Here is a 14695-nt window from a genome sequence, read left to right as displayed (position 1 = left end):
TGTGGTGACACTACGCGACGGATGCGCGAGGTCCGGGCCCCTCAGCCCTCAGCCGTCATGGTGCCTGTGCCACCGAGCCGCCCAACAGGCGCCTCTGTGGCGCAGGCACCACAAACGCGTTGCTGTTAGCGGCGCTTGTAGAGCTGCTGGCGGCGGAGGTGGTCGACGGCGACGGCGCAGACGAGGATGGCGCCGACGACGATGTTGTTGAACTGGGGTGGGATGCGGGACACGATGAGGGCGTTGTCGATGAGGGAGAGCAGGACGGCGCCAATGGCGACGCCCGTGATGTTCCCGAGCCCTCCGAGCAGGCTGACACCTCCGATGAGGACAGCTGTGACGACGACGAGCGTGGTCGCCGAGCCGCCCGCTTCAACCTGTCCTGCCCCGACTCGCGCGGAGTAAAGCAGGCCCGCGATGCCGCCGGTGACGGCGGCGATGGCGTACAGAGCGAGGTCGAGCTTCTTCACATGGAGGCCATTGGCAACGGCGGCCGCGCGATTGCCGCCGAGAGCGCGGACGTTGACGCCGAAGCGGGTGTGCTCGAGAGCAAACCACGTGATGATGCCCACCAGGACAGCGATCCAGATGATGTTGGGGACGCCGATGAAATATCCCTGACCGAGACGGACGAACTCCGTGGGGAGTGGGAGCACGTCGAGGCCTCCCGTGATGAGGGAGTTTGCGCCGAGGACGACGAAGAACACGCCGAGGGTGGCGATGATCGGGGGGACGTGCCAGTAGGTGATGATCAGGTGGTTGAGCACGCCGACGAGTGCCGCGATGGCGAGTGCAGCGACAATCGCGACCGGAATGGGCACCCCCATTTTCATCAGCGAGGTGCCGGTGAGGGCGCTGAGAGTGAAGATCGCGCCGACGGAGAAGTCGAGTCCGCCGCCGATAATCAGCAGTGCCGCACCGCAGGCCATCACGAAATAGATGACGGAACTGCGGAGGATTTCGGTGATGTTGTCGCGGTGAGAAATGCTGGGTTGATCACCGTCGCCGCGATGACGATGACGGCGACGACGCCGAGGAGGGATGCCTCTTGGCGAACCAGCACCGAGGAGATCCGGCGTGAGGCCTTCTGAGTGACAACCGGGGCCGGGGCCGGGGCTGTCGAGGTGATCTGTGTCATGACTTCTCCTTGAAGGCGGTAGCCGCAGCGCCGCGGGGGATCGCGCCGGTGATCATGCCGATGATCTCGTCACGTGTCGTTTCGGCGGTGCGCCGGGTTCCGACGCTGTTCCCGAGCCGGAGGACGGTGATGCGGTCGGAGTGTTGGAAGACGAAGTCGAGATCATGGCTAATGACGATGACGGCCTTGCCTGCGGCGCGGAGCTCGTCGAGCATTCGTCCGACCTGTGCTGTTTCCTGCACGCCGAGGGCGGCGGTGGGTTCGTCGAGCAGGATGGTGGGGGTGTCCATGCGGACTGCGCGCGCGATGGCGACGACCTGCCGTTGACCGCCCGAGAGCAGTCCTACCGGTGTCTTCACGTCGCCGACTCGGACGTTGAGGTCGGTGAGTACCTTTGCGGCTTCTCGATCCATGCGCTTGCGATCAAGGATCATTCCGAAGCGCTTGGGAAGGTTCCCGAGTGCCATGTTGGTGGAAATGTCGAGACATTCCACGAGAGCGAGATCTTGATAGACGACGGCGATGCCCTTCTCGAGGGTGCTGGCGCCGTGACTTTCGACGACGTCGCCGTTGATCAAGATGTCGCCGCCATCGCCTCGGTGGATGCCGGTGATGATCTTGATGGTGGTGGATTTGCCGGCGCCGTTATCTCCGACGATGGCGTGAATTTCTCCCGGGAAGGCGGCGAGATCCACGTGCTCGAGGGCGGCGACGGATCCGAAAAACTTCTTGATGCCTCGGAGTTCGAGGGCGGCGGTGTCGGTCACGACCATCCCTTCGCGACGTACTCGGCGTAGTCGTCCTTCGTGGCCATGCGAGTGCCCATGTCGATCAAGGTTGCCGCGCCCCCGGCAGCGGTGCCGCTTTCCAGACGATCGGCGACGGCGTTGAGTGCATCCTTTCCGCCGTCGCACAGCGCTTGGAGCAGGAAGCGGTACTCGGCTCCGCTTTCGATGGCTTCCTTGCCTCCGTTGTCGGGGCCATTGCCGATGAAGGAGATCTCACCGGTGAGGCCCTTCGCTTCGATGGCGGAGATCGCACCCTGGGTAGCGGTTCCCATGTTGGTGAGGATGACGTTCACGTCGGGGTGAGCGGTGAGGAGGGCGTTGGTCTGCGCTAGTGCCTTGGCGGAGTCATCGCCGGTGTACACCTCTCCGACGATCTCGATGTCGTCGGTGGCTGCGACGGCGGTCTTGACGCCGTCCATGAACAATTTGCCGATGCCGGTGTCGGCGCTCGTGATGATTCCCACCTTCTTGTCACCGGGGAGCTTTTCGACTTCGTCGATGTAGACCTTGCCGAGTTCGGTCCAGTTGATGCCGACGTTGATGTCGGCGCCGCTGCCATCGGCCCCGTCGCCGTACATGGTGGCCGTGACGATTCCTGCGTCGCGGGCCTGCTGGAGGAGGGGGCCGAAGGCGTCGCTGGCGGGCAGGGTGATGATGCCAGACTTCTTATTCGCGATGGCGCTCTGGATCTGCTCGATCATGGTGGTGGGGTCCATGGCCTGCCCGGTCGGGCCGGTCTCGTTAAAGTCCACTCCGCGTTCCTTGGCCTGGTCGGCCATGCAGTCGCCGATGACACGCCAGGCGGGATAGTTGGGCAGAGGGTTGACGAATTGGATGCTGACGGCGTCGGCGCTGGCGCCATCCTTGGCGGCGTCAGATGCGCCGAGCGGGCCGTCGCTGCATGCACTGAGCGACAAAGCGAGGGCGGCGGTGCCCACGAGCGCGATCATCCGGGTGGTGCGGTTCATGATGGTGCCTTTCTGAAACGGGTGGACAGGTGAAGAGCAGGAAGAGGTCAAAGGGCGTTTGAGGCGACGGACTCGAACGCGTTGCCTCGGCGAAGACGTTCAAGGGAGGAGACGTACGTCGTTCGGAAGGTGGGGTTCTCGCCGAGCGCACCGAACCAGTCAGTGCGATCCAGAAATGACCCTGCGACAACGCGCTCGTCCAGGAGTCCCTGCCACACGTCCTCCACTTGGCGGTCTGCCAGTGGACGTGAGTTGTTGTGTCTCGTCGAGGCGACGGCGACCCAACTGGCGATGACCGCTGCGGCCTCGGGCGCCGGCTGGCTGTGCTGGATGAGATCCCGGGCGATGGGGACGACGAACTTGGGGATGCGGTCGCTGGCGTCCGTGGCGAGGCGTTCGAGGGTGTCTCGAATAGAGGCGTTGGAGAAACGCTTCAACAGCGTCATGCGATAGGCGAGAAGATCGATGCCCGGGAGAGGGGGAACCGTGCTCTCTGCCTCTTGGAGGAAGGCGTCGACCAAGGAAGCCACGGCAGGATCAGTCATCGCCTCGTGGACGAACGTGTGACCGCGGAGAAGACCGACGTATGCGAGAGCCTGATGGGCCCCGTTCAGCATCCGAAGTTTCATCGTCTCGAATGGCGCGACGTCGTCGACAAGTTGAGCTCCGACGTCCTCCCAACGCGGGCGACCTGACGGGAAGTGATCTTCCATCACCCACTGGGTGAAGTCTTCGCTGACGACAGGCCAGGAATCGTCGTACCCCGTCGTGGCGCGAACCCACGCGCGGTCGGCGTCGGTGGTGACGGGAGTGATGCGATCGACCATGCTTCCGGGAAATGCGGTGTTCCCCTCGACCCAGTCGGCCAAATCGACGTCGGTCATCCCGATGAATGACACCAGTGCTTCGCGGGCCATGTCGCCGTTGTTCTGGATGTTGTCGCAGGACAGGACCGTGAACGGCGCTATCCCCGCACGACGACGGCGGCGAAGGGCGGCAGCAAGGTATCCGAAGACGGTGGTGGGGCGGTCTTCGTTCCAGGTGTCGGCGCGCATCGCGGTGTTCGTGGTGTCGAATCGTCCGGTCGCGTCGGAGAGGTTGTAACCGCCCTCGGTAATGGTCAGCGACACGATGCGGGTAGACGCAGCCGCGAGCATCTCGATGAGCGCGGCCGGGTCGTCGGGCCCGTAGAGGTAGCCGGTGATGGACGTGATCCGGTGCACTGCATTGGTGCCATCGGCGGCGCATTCGACGAGGGTGTAGGCGTAGTCCTGATCGCGGAGGGCGTCGCGCATGCGGACATCTCCGGGGAGCAGCCCCGCTCCCACGATCGCCCACTCGAGGTCACGGCCCTCACTGTGTAGCTGGTGCAGGTATTTGGCTTGGTGGGAGCGGTGAAAGTTGCCCACACCGAAGTGGAGGATGTGTGAAGTGATCATGTCGGCGTCCTTCGTTCCTTTCAACGCCCCAGCGCGGTCAGTGCCCAGGCGGGCGTGCCGCCACCGGCAATTGCCGCGCCGAAGGCGGTGTATGCGCACCGGAGAGCCTCGGCAGCCGCGGGGACGCGTGGAACCATCTGCTGGAAGCCATGGGTGAGCCCAGGATTGGGGAGGTATGTGGTGGGCACCTCCGCGCTGATGAGGCGGGAAGCGAGGTCGCGGTCCTCGTCGCGAAGCGGGTCGAAATCTGCACTGACGACAACCGTCGGGGGAAGCCCTTCGAGCTCCGCGAAGCGGGGGGCGGCGCTCGGATGACGACGGTGATCGTCTGAGGGGGTATATAGATCCCAAAACCCGCGCATGGCTTCCGCAGTCAGAAGATAATCGGCACCGTTGTCCCTGTAGGAACGGTTGTCGAATGCCGTCGGGTCGACCACTGGGTAGAGCAGGAGCATCGACGACACGATGTGCTCGGCCTTTAAAGCGATCGTCGCGCCGAGGGCGAGATTTCCGCCGGCGCTGTCTCCAGCGAGGGAAAGTGATCGACAAGGTCCTTGGTGCAGCTCCCGGAGGACGGCGATGCAGTCGTCAATGGCCGCGGGAAACGGGTGTTCCGGTGTCCGGCGGTAGTCGATCGCGACGACGGGGAGCCTGAGGTGTGCGGCCAGCCGGCGAACATCCGGGTCGTAGGAATCGACATCGCCCGCGAGCCAGCCGCCCCCGTGTATGTACACGACGAGGTCCGAATCAGCCCGCGGCTCCTCGCCATACCAGCGAACGCGTATCCCGGCTACGGAACTGTCTCGCGCAGGGACGCGCGCGAGCTCCGGCTCGACATCGCCCCGCATCCACGAGTGGAGCCGGGCCTCTCTGGCCCTGATTTCGTCCACAGTGGTCGCGGGATCGAGATTCAGTACGGAGGGCGCGTTCGCGATCAGTGTCACGACGTCGGGATCGACGGGGGCGCGAGAGGTCATCGTTGTCCTTCCGGGGCCGAAACGATCCCGGACCGCAGACACAGGGCGGTTATGCGTTCGCGGGATTCGAGACGACTTGAGGTGTACAACCGACGCTACGTCGGCACCCTCGCCTCGTTGACCGCCATTTGGCTCAATTCCTCACCAAGATTGCGCCATGCGGCGCGTCAGGTGCGAAACGCCCATCGCAACGCGGTGATTTGATCATCGAGTGCTCGCTGGCCCAGGCCCGTCATGCGGTAGCCATCGAATCCGTGGATGGTGCCCGGATATTGGATCATCCCGACGGGGACGTTGGCTGCCATCAGCTTTTGGGCATAGGCGTGTCCCTCATCGCGCAGTGGGTCGTACTCAGCTATCCAAATGGAAGTCGGCGGCGCTCCCCTGACGTCGTCCGCCAGAGCGGCGGCCGCTCTGTGGTCAACTGGCGCAGTGGAGCCGCCCAGGTAGAGCTCCCACATGAGCTGGTTCTGAGCGAGGTTCCACCCGGGCGTGGTCCTGAACCGTTGCATGGATGCCGTCTCACTTCGGCAATCCAAGACGGGGTTCACGAGAAGCTGATGCACGAGAGGTGGGGCCTCGTCCGTGCGAGACGCCAGCGCGACGGATGCGGCGATGGCCCCTCCGGCGCTGTTCCCACCGATGCTCAGCCGACGGTTGTCGAATCCCAGAGCGTCCGCCTCATCGTGCATCCACCACAGGGCGTCTACGCAGTCATGAAAGGCCGCCGGGTAGGGATGCTCCGGAGCGAGGCGGTAGTCGACGGAGACGACAGCGCAGTGCGCGTCTCGCGCGTAGTACGCGCACCGGTCGTCCTCGGTGTCTAAGCCGCCGAGCACGAAACCACCGCCGTGAATGTAAAGGATGGCGGGTAGCGTTTCGACGAGTTCGGGTCGGTAAACGCGAACAGCGAGGGCAGAGCCGTCTCGACGGGCAATCATGATGTCCTCCGCCAAAACCCCCTCAACTGTGCGACGACCTTGGGAGACGAGCTCCTGCTCAAAACGCCGTGACCCTGCCACATCGGTGAAATCGAAGCTGGGGATCATGACGCTGATCGCTGCGAGCTCTGGGTCGAGATACAGGGGGGAGGAGAGGCCGTCGACAGTCACCCCCACATCATCCCTCTCGTCCCCGCGACGCTTCGACCGCCAATCGGCACGGGGGATCTCGAAGATCAGCCGAACGGCTGGCAATCGGCGATCGTGACCGTAAAATCGGGGCATGCAGGGCCTCATGGTGAAGCTGCTCAACGTCGACACTCCCGGGGAGCGTGCCCTTCGTGTCGTGGCATTTTTCGACCAGCTGGCATCGAATACACCCGACCTCGATGCAGTGATTCGAGCGACTGCGGTCCTCGCGGATTGCCCAGCCGGCGCTGAACTCTCGTCCCAGGGCCTGCTGATTCGATACTCCAATGACGGTTCCCGGCTGGCCGGTCCGCCCACCCAGACCCCGCGAACGGTCACCGTTGAGCTGGGTCGTCATGAAAGCGGAACGCTGTGGCTGGAGCGCAGCGATGCCGGCTATGAGCTCGATGAGTTCATCCTCGAGCGGTTTGCATTGACCGTGAGGGCTGTTCTCGCCCGGCAACGCCCCTACGGTGGAGCAGAGGCCGCATCGGGTCTGTCTGACCCAGCGCTGGCTCAGCTGCTCATCAACTCGCACAGCTCTGAGGCGGAACGGTCTCGCGCCGCACGCCTCATCGGGCTCCAAGCGGCCAGTGCGATTCAGCTCATCGCGGTTGAATCGACAGAATCGGCGCCGGGAGTCCTTGCCACCCAGCCTCTGCGCACAGCGTGGCAAAGACCGGTTCACATCGCACCGCTCTCTCGCCACCTTTCACTAGTCATTGCGGTAGGTGCAGAACCCGTTGACTGGACAGCAGCCCATGGCATCACCGGCCGAGCGGCCAGCGGCCCCGTCGTCGACATCCTCGACGCGCCACGATCCTGGGCCATCGCTCGCGAGACTCTGCGATTCGCCGGCGCGACGACGTCTTGGCCCCGCATGTTGAACTCCGATCAACTCGGCGCTCTGCGCTTGCTCGGCACACTGGACCCCTCGGCCGTCGCTGAACAATCCGACATCCTGCACCTCGAGCGGCTAGCGACCGGCCCACAAGGGGCGGAGAGCATCGAGATCTTGGACCACTACCTTCACGCGGATTCCCTGCGTTCAGCGGCGCGAGCCACAAATTTCCACCACAGCAGCTTGCAGAGCAGGATCACGCGAATCAGTCAGACCCTCGGCGTCGATCTAACATCAGCGGCAGGCCGCGAGCGGATTGCCGTCGCCATGTTGCTATGGAGAGTCTTCAGAAGCTCGATGACCTGACAATCCCGATCGCAGGGGCGCGGTCAGGCTGGGTCTAGATCGCTCATCGTTTGTGCAGTGCGTCCGACTACTACCGACCCCCGCAATGCGACGAAGTCATCTCGTCTGCTATCGCAGCGTCGCGCCTGTGATAACCCGCTGAGTGCGCCGGATCCACGCCGACACGCTCGACCCGCGCCGCGTGGTGCGAAACCGATCGGTTTCGCACCACACAGCAGCGCCTGGGACCCGTACAGGCCGTCAGCGTGAAAACCAGAGTCGCCACGACAGCGCCCCGCAGTGCTCGCATACCCTGGCCGAAATAAAGGTGGCAATCGCGCGCCGTTTGCGCGTCGACGCGTTTGCGCTCACGCGCGATTCCAGGGCGGGAGTGGGTACTGCTCCCCCACCGGCGGAACCGACAGGGCCGCGGCGGTCAACCCGAGCACGACCACAGCGCTCACCGCGACAAGAACACTTGCGAGCACCGGGCGCCGCCGCGACCGCCCGAACAGCAGGATGAAGAATGCGCCAGCCGTCAGCGCGAACCACAGGATCAACGCCGTCACCCCAATGGGACGCTGAAGCTCCGTTCGGCATCCCATTGGGAGGAGTCCTTAAGGACGGTAGCGGGCTTTGAGAAGGTCCAATCGAGCCCCGTCTCAGCGAACGCAAAGGGGCAGAAGAGCCCCAGTGCCGTCGCCACGATCAGGAGCACGATCCCGCTGATGAGACGCATGGTGTCATCATGCCGACTCGCAACGGCCGTGCGACCGCCTGAGGGCCACCGCCATCGATCAGTCGACGCACCCGGCCACGCGGTTGAGGCCGGTGGCGCGCCAGCGGATGTCTGTCTCCGCCTCAACAAATGGATTCGCGAACCCCGGCTCAGGCCGTCCGTGTGCCCGTCTCGCGCACCGCGGTCAGCCCCGACGGCCGGGCCGTCACCGTCGCACCCGGGCGCACGGTCGGCAGCGGCAGGATGCGGCGGAGCTCCTCGTTCTCCTTCGGGTCGAGCACCGAGTGCTGCACGCACGCGGGCACCAGACGGCCGTCCTCGGGGTGCGCCATGGCGTACATGCACGCGCCCAGGCGCTCCTGCGTCTCGCGCAGCAGCGGGTCGTCGGCGACGACGCCCTCTTCCATGAGCTTCCACGCGGGCGCGACCTGCTCGGCATCCATGAAGTTGTGGATCACGAAGGTCTTGAACGACACCTTGCCGCGGCGCGCGGCCGACACGACCTTGCGCAGACCACCCGCGCGGCGCAGCACGCGTGACATCAGGCCGATCAGCGGGGGGATGTCGCCCGGGTGCGACGCGAGAGCGCGCACGACCTTGACGGCCAGGACGTGACGGGGGATGCCGCCGAAGATCATCCCGCCGAAGTGCGACAGGAACCGGTCGCGGGCCGCGATGTCCTTGGGGTCGTCGGGATCGAGCACGGGCGCGAAGGTCTTGCCGACGCGCACGCCCACGGTCGAGCGGTTGCAGCGCGGGTCGCCGAACTGCGTCGCCTGCCACGGCAGCTTCTGCCCCGCGCCGGCCTCGATCTTCTCCCAGACCGCGTCGATGGTGACCTCGCCGAAGTCCTCGCGCCAACGGCGGTCGTCGCCGATGAACGCCGCCGGCTGGAACGACATCATGTCGAACGGCATCTCGAGCACGTCGCGCGTGACCTGCTCGACCTCCGCGACGTTCGACGGGGTGACCGTCATGTTGTGCGCGAGGTAGCTGCTGACGCCGTGGTCGCGCTTGAGGTCGACGAACATGCGCGCGAACTTCTCGCGGAACGGGTTGAGCTCGGCCTCGCCACGCGGGCGCACGGCACCGCGACGACCGCGCATGAGCGAGTCGAAGTGCGCCGCGAACGACACCTTGTCGAAGCGCGGTTTGCCGTCTTCGTCGAGGACGACGTCGAGCAAGTAGTCGTAGTCGAAGTCGCCGTGCGTCATCGACATCGGCTCGCGGCCGACGGCGCGCATGGCGAGCAGGGAGCGGGCGTGGTCCTCGGCGCTCAGCAGACTCACCTCGCCGCCGATGAGCTGGGCGTGCGCGCGCGGGCCGCGCACCGCGCGCAGGTAGTCCATCTGCCGGGTGACGTTGTCGACGGTGTGGTCGCCGTCGATGCGCACCTTGTTGGCATCCGCCGAGTGGTAACAGGGCGAACACGTCAGGTTGCACTTGGGGAAGACGCCGTGCGTCCCCTCGCACCCGACGGCGCTGCGCCCAAGCAACTGGCTGGGCGTCTTGGCGTGTTCGGGCAGTTCCGCCCACCGCTGGTCGAGAGCGCGGCGCGTCTCGGGGTGGATGGGGCGGGTGTCGAGTTCGAACCGCCGGAGGGTCGTCGCCAGTCGCATGTCGTCCTTTCGTGGCGTCATCGCACTACGAGAAGTGTTCGCCGCGCGCCCGGGTTCGGATTGCGCAGGGCTCCATCCTGCCCCCATCCGGAGCGGAGCACCCTCGAGCCGGGCGAAACTCCTGAGAAGTCGCGCGGTGGCGGTCGGGCCGCGCGGCAGGGCGCGGGATGCGCGAGCCGATGGCGTGGTTTCTCAGGAGTTTCGCTCGCGCGCCCGGGCCGGGCCGGGCGGGGACCCGGTCGTGGCGGCGCGTCGGGATCGCCGGATGGGCGGGTCAGCGGATGCCGGCGACCCGGCGCGCCGTCGCGGCGGCCGTGACGGCCCCCGCGACGCGATCGGTCTGCCGCAGCGACAGGGCGTTGGAGTTCGGTCGGGTGAAGGCGCCGGCCTCGATTCCCGCGGTGAAGGGACCCAGCGCGAACAGCGTCTCGTGCGCGCTGCCGTCGCGCGCGATCACGCGGCCGTCGGGGTCGACGTCGATGCGCCCGAGCGAGCCGGCGAAGGCCTCGTCGGCGACGTGCACCTCCCGCCCGTGGCGCGTGGCCAGTTCGCGGAGGGCGGGGTTGTCGCTCGCGGCGGCCCCCGGGGCGGGGAGCCAGGCGTCGACGAGGGCGGTCGCGACGACCTCGCCCCGGTGGCGCGGCGAGGTCGCGACGAACCCTCGCTCGGGGTCGAGGTGCACGGTGAGGTCGGGCCCGAGGAAGCGCACGACACCCGCGTCCGCGAGCGCGAGCAGCTCCTCGAGGCGGTGCGGCGGAGGCCCCGACGCGACGTAGCTGAAGAAGGTGTGCCACGTGACCGGCAGGTCGACCGCACGCGAGCGCGCGCTCCAGCGGTCGACGGGGATGTCGCCGAGCGCGAGGAACGATCCGAGGATGGTCAGGAACAGCGCCTGCGTCGCGCTGTGCTCCGGCGAGGTGCGCAGCAGCAGGTCGTGGGCGACGTGCTGCCGCACGCGCGCGTGCACGGCGTCCTCGTCGGAGAAGGTCTCGTCGCCGAGGGGGAGGTCGAGCGCGGGCACGTCGAAGCGATCGAGGGGGTCGGGCACCACCTCGGCGACCGCGCGGCGCAGGGCCGCCGTATCGCCGTCGATCGCCCGCAGGGTCTCGGAGAAGACCTCCCAGCTGGTGGTGACCCGTTCGGGATGCCCCGTGAACAGCTCGCGGTAGTGGCCCCACATGAGCTCGCGCGCGATGAGCGGCCACACGTCGTGAAGGAAGTCGATCGAGCCCGGACGCGCCAGCAGCGCGGCGATCGCCGCCGGCGTCAGCACCTCGCGCTCGGGCGGGTTCCCCCGCACCTGCGACGTCACCTTCGACCGGTACGGCACGCCCCGGCGCGATCCGAGGTGCAGCCGCGGCTCGCGACCCGACGGCGCGTACTCGAGTGTGCCGTCGGCGCGACGCGAGAACCGGCCGCCGCGCCCCTGGGTGAGCAGCACGACGGCATCCACCGAGGCCAGTCCCATCCCCCGAACGATCACGTCGGCGCCGGGAGCGAGTCGCGAGAGGTCGGCATCCGCGGTGAACGCGGGCTCGAGGTAGGAGAAGCCCGCCGCGGCGGCCGCGGCGCTCAGGTCGAGAGCGGTGCTCTCGGGTTCACGGCCGTTGTGTCCGAGGGCGTAGACGACGACGTGGGCCCCGAGCCGCGTTCCGTCGGCGAGAGCCACCTCCCACCCGTCGGGGACGTCGTCGACCCACTGCACGGTGCCCGGCTGCCACCGCACCTCGACGCCGGGCGGGGCGATGGCGACCGTGCGCCGCCAGAACCAGTCGAGGTACAGGCTCTGGAGGCGGCGGGTCGGAAAGCTGTCGCCGCGCAGGGCCTCCACCTCGGCGAGGAGGTCGGGGTCGTCGATCTCGACGTCGGGCAGCCGCCCCTCGCGGACGCGCTCCGCCCACTCGCCGAGCGACGGGCCGGAGCGGACCGGACCCGCGATCACGCAGCTGTCGTCGGTGAAGACCGTGACGTCGCGCGCCATCGAGTTGAGCTTCAGCAGCGGGGATTGGGCGTAGCGCCAGATCCGGCCGCCCCCGGGAGGGAACGGATCGACGAGCGTGATGCGCAGGGGAACGGCGTCGGCGCGGGTGCGGCGCGCGAGCACACGCTCGACGAGCATCACCGCCCGCGGCCCCGCCCCCACGATCACGATGTCGGTCATCGTCCGACGACCTCCCGCGCGACGGAGGGCAGCCCGAGCAGGTCGTGCAGTGTCGCGCCCTCGTCGTACGAGCGGCGGTACGAGCCGCGCTCCTGCAGCAGGGGGACCACCTTCTCGACGAACTCGTCGAGGCCGTGCGGGGTGACGTGTCCGACGACGGTGAATCCGTCGGTCGCGCGCTCCTGCACGTAGCGGTCGATCTCGGATGCCACGTGCTCCGGCGTCCCGACGAACGTGTGGTTCGCGGTGAGACGGATGACGAGCTCGCGGATGCTGAGGTTCTCGGCCGCGGCCTGGGCGCGCAGCTGCCCCACGCGCGCGCGGATCGCCGCGTGCCGGCCCGCGAAGCCCTGCGCGGTCTCGACGCCCGTGTCGGGTTCGACGTCGGGCAGAGGTCCCTCGGGGTCGTAGCCGCTGAGGTCGCGGTTCCAGATCTGCTCGAGGTAGGTGATCGCCGTCTGCGGGCGCACCTGGGCGAGGGCGATCTCGCGGGAGCGCTCGCGGGCCTCCGCCGCCGTGTCGCCGAGGACGAACGTCGCTGCGGGCAGGATCTTGAGCGAGTCCTCGTCGCGTCCGTGGGCGGCGAGCCGCCCCTTCACGTCGCGGTAGAACTGCTGCGCGTCGTCGAAGGCGGTGTGCAGCGAGAAGATGACGTCGGCGTGCTCGGTCGCGAAGTCGCGGCCGTCGGGGGAGTCCCCGGCCTGTACGATCACGGGTCGGCCCTGCGGCGACGGCGGAACGTCGAAGACCGCGTCGACGTCGAACAATCGCGACGCGTGCCGCACGCGCGCGATCGCGTCGTCGCGCAGGAACGTCCCCGACGCGGCATCCGCTTCGATCGCGTCGTCGCGCCACGACGACCAGAGCGCCTTCGACAGCGCCGCGAACTCCGATGCCCGCACGTAGCGGTCGGCGTGGTCGAGGTAGCCGCCGCGGCGGAAGTTCGCGCCGTGGAACGCGTCGGAGCTGGTGACGGCGTTCCAACCGGCCCGCCCGTTCGAGAGCAGGTCGAGCGTGCCGAGCTGTCGCGCGAGCTCGTACGGCTCGTTGAAGGTGGTGTTGAGCGTGCCGACGAGGCCGATGTGCTCGGTCACCGCGGCCAGGGCGGTGAGGATCGCGAGGGTGTTCGGGCGCCCGGCGACGTCGAGGTCGTGCAGCTGCCCGCGGTGCTCGCGCAGCCGCAGCCCCTCGGCGAGGAAGAGGTAGTCGAAGACGCCGCGCTCGGCGGTGCGGGCGAAGTACTCGAACGACGAGAAGTCGATCTGACTGCCCGCCGACGGGTCGGTCCAGACGGTGGTGTTGTTCACGCCCGGGAAGTGCGCGGCGAGATGGATCCGACGGCGGGTCATGCGCCGACCTCCTGACGGGCGTAGCGGCTGGCGGGGCGGGGGAGTCCGAGGCGTTCGCGCAGCGTCGGCGCCCCGTCGTCGGGCAACAGGATGCCGGCGGCCGCCGCGCGCGGGACGACTCGCTCGGCGATCGCGTCGAGGTCGGCGGGCAGCCGCGCGGGGCGCAGGCGGATGCCGTCCACCCCCGCCGCGGCGAGCGCGCGGATCTCGTCGACGACGTCGTCGGCGCTTCCCACGACGACGCGCGCGTCGCTGCGCAGCGGTGCGCGGTCCTGCAGGCGGTTCCATACGGCTTCCGCCTCGGCGCGCGTCTCCTCGACGAGCACGAGCAGATCGGCGAACACGCGCAGGGGCTCTCCGCGGTCGACCGCGGCGCCGTCGAGCTCGCTCAGGATGCCGCCGACCTCCCCCGCATCGGCGGGGGTGACGAACACGAGGTCGGCGTGCTCCGCGGCGAAGCGGTAGGGCACGCTCTGGTGCGCGAGCGCGGTGATCAGCGGCTGACCCTGCGGGGAGCGGGGCACGATCGAGGCGCCGGTGATCGAGAAGAACTCGCCCGCGAAGTCGACGTTGTGCACGCGATCGCGGTCGAGGAACTTCCCGGTCTCGAGGTCGCGCACGATCGCGTCGTCCTCCCACGAGTCGGCGAGCAGGCGGATCGCCTCGGCGACCTCTCCCGCCTCGCGGAACGCCGCGAGCAGAGCGGGGTCGTCGTCGACGCGACCGGATGCCGGGAGACCGGTGGGTCCCTCGGTGCGGCGTCCGAAGTTCGCGCGCTCTTGGGGCGTCGAGCCCGCGATGAGACGCACGCCCGCGCGGCCGCGGCTCGCGTGATCGAGGGTCTGCAGCCCCGTCGCGAGGTGGAAGGGCTCCGGGTGGGCGGTCGTCGCGGTCGGGACGAGGCCGAGGCGCCCGGTGAGCGGGGCGAGGAACGACGCCAGCAGCACCGCGTCGAGGCGCCCCCGCACGCGATCGCGCCGGGTCTCGGCATCCGCTTCGAAGGAACGCCCGCCGAGGCTCAGCGCGTCTTCGATCGTGGCGAAGAGAAGACCCGCGTCGTCGGCGGTGCGCACGAGGTCGCGCCAGTAGGCGGCCGACGTCAGCTCGCGGGGCCGGGCGGTGGACTCGCGCCACGCGGCCGGGTGCCAGCCGGCGCCGTCCAGGGCGACGGCGAGATGGATGCGGTCGGGCATCGGGGCTC

13 protein-coding genes are annotated in these 14695 nt (G+C 67.9%); 1 reads left to right on the top strand and 12 read right to left on the bottom strand.

Annotation, left to right across the window (positions count from 1 at the left end; translation table 11 throughout):
* Nucleotides 1-125: 125 nt before the first annotated feature.
* The 7 genes from FB047_RS05640 to FB047_RS05610 all read right to left on the bottom strand — a co-directional run bounded on the left by FB047_RS05640 (nucleotide 126) and on the right by FB047_RS05610 (nucleotide 6422).
* The gene (locus FB047_RS05640; protein ID WP_136586212.1) at nucleotides 126-929 is read right to left on the bottom strand and encodes an ABC transporter permease; all 804 of its coding nucleotides are present in this window, start codon (nucleotides 927-929) and stop codon (nucleotides 126-128) included.
* Nucleotides 929-1138 (bottom strand): hypothetical protein, encoded by a 210-nt coding sequence (locus tag FB047_RS05635; protein ID WP_136586211.1) that lies wholly within the window; start codon nucleotides 1136-1138, stop codon nucleotides 929-931. The genes FB047_RS05640 and FB047_RS05635 overlap by 1 nt, the downstream gene beginning before the upstream one ends.
* Complete coding sequence (locus tag FB047_RS05630) at nucleotides 1135-1905, bottom strand: ATP-binding cassette domain-containing protein (protein ID WP_240752640.1); 771 nt, start codon at nucleotides 1903-1905, stop codon at nucleotides 1135-1137. Before FB047_RS05630 ends, FB047_RS05635 begins: the two co-directional genes overlap by 4 nt.
* Nucleotides 1902-2894, bottom strand: a complete 993-nt coding sequence (locus FB047_RS05625) for a sugar ABC transporter substrate-binding protein (protein ID WP_136586209.1) — start codon at nucleotides 2892-2894, stop codon at nucleotides 1902-1904. The genes FB047_RS05630 and FB047_RS05625 overlap by 4 nt, the downstream gene beginning before the upstream one ends.
* Nucleotides 2895-2941: 47 nt before the next feature.
* Nucleotides 2942-4333, bottom strand: a complete 1392-nt coding sequence (locus tag FB047_RS05620) for a mannitol dehydrogenase family protein (RefSeq protein ID WP_136586208.1) — start codon at nucleotides 4331-4333, stop codon at nucleotides 2942-2944.
* 20 nt (nucleotides 4334-4353) lie between these two features.
* Nucleotides 4354-5310 (bottom strand): alpha/beta hydrolase, encoded by a 957-nt coding sequence (locus FB047_RS05615; protein ID WP_136586207.1) that lies wholly within the window; start codon nucleotides 5308-5310, stop codon nucleotides 4354-4356.
* A gap of 167 nt (nucleotides 5311-5477) precedes the next feature.
* The gene (locus FB047_RS05610; protein ID WP_167494162.1) at nucleotides 5478-6422 is read right to left on the bottom strand and encodes an alpha/beta hydrolase; all 945 of its coding nucleotides are present in this window, start codon (nucleotides 6420-6422) and stop codon (nucleotides 5478-5480) included.
* A 112-nt stretch (nucleotides 6423-6534) separates the two neighbouring features.
* Here FB047_RS05610 and FB047_RS05605 point away from each other — a divergent pair, with 112 nt between their 5' ends.
* Nucleotides 6535-7647, top strand: coding sequence for a PucR family transcriptional regulator (locus FB047_RS05605; protein WP_136586205.1), 1113 nt, complete (start codon nucleotides 6535-6537; stop codon nucleotides 7645-7647).
* A gap of 347 nt (nucleotides 7648-7994) precedes the next feature.
* On the opposite strand, the gene FB047_RS05600 is transcribed toward FB047_RS05605, so the two are convergent.
* The 5 genes from FB047_RS05600 to FB047_RS05580 form a co-directional block, all read right to left on the bottom strand.
* The gene (locus FB047_RS05600; protein WP_167494161.1) at nucleotides 7995-8195 is read right to left on the bottom strand and encodes a hypothetical protein; all 201 of its coding nucleotides are present in this window, start codon (nucleotides 8193-8195) and stop codon (nucleotides 7995-7997) included.
* Between the two features lie 319 nt (nucleotides 8196-8514).
* Nucleotides 8515-10005, bottom strand: coding sequence for a hypothetical protein (locus FB047_RS05595; RefSeq protein ID WP_205822677.1), 1491 nt, complete (start codon nucleotides 10003-10005; stop codon nucleotides 8515-8517).
* A gap of 253 nt (nucleotides 10006-10258) precedes the next feature.
* On the bottom strand, nucleotides 10259-12145 hold the full coding sequence (locus tag FB047_RS05590; RefSeq protein ID WP_136586203.1) for an FAD/NAD(P)-binding protein: 1887 nt from the start codon (nucleotides 12143-12145) through the stop codon (nucleotides 10259-10261).
* Nucleotides 12142-13494 carry an NtaA/DmoA family FMN-dependent monooxygenase gene (locus tag FB047_RS05585; protein WP_136586202.1) on the bottom strand — a complete coding sequence of 451 codons (1353 nt, stop codon included), beginning with the start codon at nucleotides 13492-13494 and terminating at the stop codon, nucleotides 12142-12144. The genes FB047_RS05590 and FB047_RS05585 overlap by 4 nt, the downstream gene beginning before the upstream one ends.
* Nucleotides 13491-14687 carry an LLM class flavin-dependent oxidoreductase gene (locus FB047_RS05580; RefSeq protein WP_136586201.1) on the bottom strand — a complete coding sequence of 399 codons (1197 nt, stop codon included), beginning with the start codon at nucleotides 14685-14687 and terminating at the stop codon, nucleotides 13491-13493. The genes FB047_RS05585 and FB047_RS05580 overlap by 4 nt, the downstream gene beginning before the upstream one ends.
* Nucleotides 14688-14695: the final 8 nt, after the last annotated feature.

It is taken from the genome of Microbacterium hydrothermale (assembly GCF_004854025.1).
Taxonomy (GTDB): Bacteria; Actinomycetota; Actinomycetes; order Actinomycetales; family Microbacteriaceae; genus Microbacterium; species Microbacterium hydrothermale.
This window is presented reverse-complemented; position numbering and strand designations above follow the sequence as displayed.

Excerpts from the sequence above, each read along its gene's own strand:
- FB047_RS05640 (WP_136586212.1), bottom strand. The coding sequence starts at position 929 with ATGGCCTGCGGTGCGGCACTGCTGATTATCGGCGGCGGACTCGACTTC.
- FB047_RS05635 (WP_136586211.1), bottom strand. The coding sequence starts at position 1,138 with ATGACACAGATCACCTCGACAGCCCCGGCCCCGGCCCCGGTTGTCACT.
- FB047_RS05625 (WP_136586209.1), bottom strand. The coding sequence starts at position 2,894 with ATGAACCGCACCACCCGGATGATCGCGCTCGTGGGCACCGCCGCCCTC.
- FB047_RS05620 (WP_136586208.1), bottom strand. The coding sequence starts at position 4,333 with ATGATCACTTCACACATCCTCCACTTCGGTGTGGGCAACTTTCACCGC.
- FB047_RS05615 (WP_136586207.1), bottom strand. The coding sequence starts at position 5,310 with ATGACCTCTCGCGCCCCCGTCGATCCCGACGTCGTGACACTGATCGCG.
- FB047_RS05605 (WP_136586205.1), top strand. The coding sequence starts at position 6,535 with ATGCAGGGCCTCATGGTGAAGCTGCTCAACGTCGACACTCCCGGGGAG.
- FB047_RS05595 (WP_205822677.1), bottom strand. The coding sequence starts at position 10,005 with ATGACGCCACGAAAGGACGACATGCGACTGGCGACGACCCTCCGGCGG.
- FB047_RS05590 (WP_136586203.1), bottom strand. The coding sequence starts at position 12,145 with ATGACCGACATCGTGATCGTGGGGGCGGGGCCGCGGGCGGTGATGCTC.
- FB047_RS05585 (WP_136586202.1), bottom strand. The coding sequence starts at position 13,494 with ATGACCCGCCGTCGGATCCATCTCGCCGCGCACTTCCCGGGCGTGAAC.
- FB047_RS05580 (WP_136586201.1), bottom strand. The coding sequence starts at position 14,687 with ATGCCCGACCGCATCCATCTCGCCGTCGCCCTGGACGGCGCCGGCTGG.